Origin of the sequence: Campylobacter sp. CNRCH_2007_0968H, assembly GCF_025773245.1 — a bacterium.
In the GTDB taxonomy this organism is placed as follows: Bacteria; Campylobacterota; Campylobacteria; order Campylobacterales; family Campylobacteraceae; genus Campylobacter_D; species Campylobacter_D lari_D.
This window is the reverse complement of sequence record NZ_JAKMTQ010000031.1, coordinates 1-2,812: the sequence shown is the minus strand read 5'-3', so window position 1 is coordinate 2,812 and position 2,812 is coordinate 1. Positions and strand designations below refer to the sequence as shown.

Here is a 2,812-nt window from a genome sequence, read left to right as displayed (position 1 = left end):
CCAAAGATAGTTTTTGTATATAGGCTATTTTTAAATTATTGATTACTTGTATAGACATAAGTTTATAATTATTATATTCTTGATTAAAGTGATTAAGATTTTCTAAAAATATTTTATACTCATTGATATATTCTTTTTCATCTTGTATATTATCTAAATATTTAAGACTTTGATTGAAAATATTATTATTGTAAAAATTACAAGAAAAACTATCAAAATTAAATTCTTTTAACAAATTACTATTTTTATTATCTATAGAACATAAAGGAGCAAAGGAATTTTGTATGTTTTTGTAGTAGGGGTAGAGAGAGTGGGTGGTGGATGTTGCTTTTCCTCCTAAAGAAGTTATGTTTATTATGAATAGTTTTTTTTGTTTTGGTTATTTTTTTAATTGTTGTTAAAATTCCTGATAGTGCTAAATAATACAAAGGTCTTTCATTGATATCTTTTATTAAATATTCTAGTATAACATTTCTAGAAGTTTCATTTTTAACAATATCTTTTAAAAAGTCTAATTCTTCTAGTGTCTGCCTTTTATGAAAATCATCTAAAATAACACTTTTTTCTTGCCAATCTCTAAAACCTGAAATTCTAGCTAAAAAATCTCCAAAATCATAAGGTCCTATATAACAATCTACAATACCATCTTTAATATCCTTAAGATGTTCCATTAATCCTTTATCTCTCATTTTCTAGCCTTTTTAATTTACAAAGAAGAAGTAAAACAATATTTATTAGTTTTCTACTAAAAAGAATGATTATTGATAAATAACATATCATTTCAAATAATCCATATTTTGAAAAATATCTACCTAAATATATGAAATTTAAAAATACAATTGGTGGAAAGAGTAATAAGTTTTCACAAAAAATACTATACACCCAATCTATAATTTTATTAGAAACTCCATATTTACTTTTGCAATTTTTGCATTTTATTTCTAATTTGCCTGAGAATATATTCCAAATATTTTGTAATTTATTGATTTTTGTTTTACAAACTTCACATTCTTTATAAATAGACATTTATTTTTCCTATATAATTTAAAAATTATCTTTAAAATTTAAATTATCTTCCGCATGCATTTAATTTTCCTTTAGCAAAATTTATGAAATAATTATATCTTTTTGCTTCATATATTGTTGGGTGTATCATTTCTTGAATTTCGGTTTTTAGTTTTGTTTTATATAATAAATTCATTTTTTTATAAGAATTAATCATATTTTCTAATAACTGTTCTTTTTGAGGTATAGAACACATAAAGTTTTTATCTAGGCTTGAAGCAAATGGGATTAAATTAAAAAGAAAATAATCAGCATTAAAGGCTATTTTCATAAGTGTATAAGTGTCAGGCAATGCATCTATTTTGTTAATAAAAATGATATATCTATCCATAATGCTTATAAAATTATTCATTTCGTTTAAATTGGTAGTGCTATTAGAAGCAAGATAAAAATAATTAAGATTAGTTTCACTTTTTCTTCCAAATATACTTACTTTATTTCTAAGAGCTACCAAATAAGCATTGTCTAAACCTAAAATTTGCATAAATTTAAAATCTTTTTTAAAATGATGCATATAATTTAATAATTCTTTTTGATTAAGTTTTAATTCTTGATTTAAGTTTTGTTCTACAAAAACTTTTTTAAATTCTTCTTCGTTGCTCCAGAATAATTTAGATATCTCTTTTCTAATTTGATTTTCTTTTTCATAATAATACTTATCCCAAAAGATAAGCTCTAAAGGGCGATAAGCTAAGCTTATAAAAATAATCAAAGCTATAAGCAAACCGCAGGGTATATAAAATTTTTTAAGTTTATAAAAAGGTTTTTTCATTTATATTCCTTGGTATTTTAAAAATAGTTTATAAAATTTTCTATAAAAATCATAATGATATTTTTTTATACTATTTATTGTATTACTAATATTTGGCATTCTAAAATTTTTAAAATATAGTATTTATTTTCAAAAAAAAATACTATATATTTACTCTGCTTTAATTTCTCCACCTTTAACAACAAGACCCTTAGAATCTATCACTACTTCTACTCCACCTGCTTTAATGATAACACAATCTGGTTTAGCATTAATCAATGTTTCTCCTACTTGTATAGTTGCCTCACTATCAGCCTTTAGATAATGAGTTGTTTTTGCATAGGTAGTGATATTATTAGCCACCATACTTGTATTTTTATCGCTTTCAAATCCCATGGACTCATTGCTTGTAAAAAGAATATTGTCTTTACTTTTATAATCTATCTCTTTTTCGCTCAAGACTTGTATTTTATTGCTTGTATTTATATTGTAATAACCTTCTATAATTTCTTTTTTGTTTCCTTTAACATTTCTAGTTTCATCTTTATGTATAATGGTATTTTTGTTTGCGCATATTTCAGTGTCTTTATTTTCTCCTATATATTCACTTGAATTTTTAGCTACTCTTAACTTGTTGTCTACTCCTACATTTAAAGTGTTAGATAATCCAACTATGGTGTCTTTAGATAAACCTACATTTATTAGATACTCAGCACCAACATTGACATTTTTAGCTAAATCTATGGTTTGCGTATGAACTTTTTTAATTCTTTCATTATAAATCCCATCCACCATAGAATCTTTATCATTTAAAATTCTTTGAGTAAAGTTGTGCTGAACCAATTCATCATAATCTCTTTCTGCTTTTAGATAGATTTGTTCTTTATCTTTTAAGTTGGATAAAGTTAGTTCATTGTATCCTTGTTCATATACTCCTATAGTTTTAGAGCTAATGGAAGTTTTGTGATCATGGTGTGGCAACGATACAAGAGGATC

General features: G+C 24.0%; 4 protein-coding genes. All 4 read right to left on the bottom strand.

The annotated features are described in order from the left end of the window. The coding region (locus L8Y18_RS08430) for a hypothetical protein (RefSeq protein ID WP_412175799.1) at positions 1-235 on the bottom strand (235 nt) is incomplete at its 3' end. A gap of 13 nt (positions 236-248) precedes the next feature. Further along, complete coding sequence (locus L8Y18_RS08425; protein ID WP_263676650.1) at positions 249-689, bottom strand: hypothetical protein; 441 nt, start codon at positions 687-689, stop codon at positions 249-251. Between the two features lie 380 nt (positions 690-1,069). Next, the gene (locus L8Y18_RS08420) at positions 1,070-1,837 is read right to left on the bottom strand and encodes a hypothetical protein (protein WP_263676649.1); all 768 of its coding nucleotides are present in this window, start codon (positions 1,835-1,837) and stop codon (positions 1,070-1,072) included. A gap of 150 nt (positions 1,838-1,987) precedes the next feature. Then, a partial coding sequence (locus tag L8Y18_RS08415) for a bacteriophage T4 gp5 trimerisation domain-containing protein (protein WP_306808638.1) occupies positions 1,988-2,812 on the bottom strand: 825 nt, incomplete at its 5' end.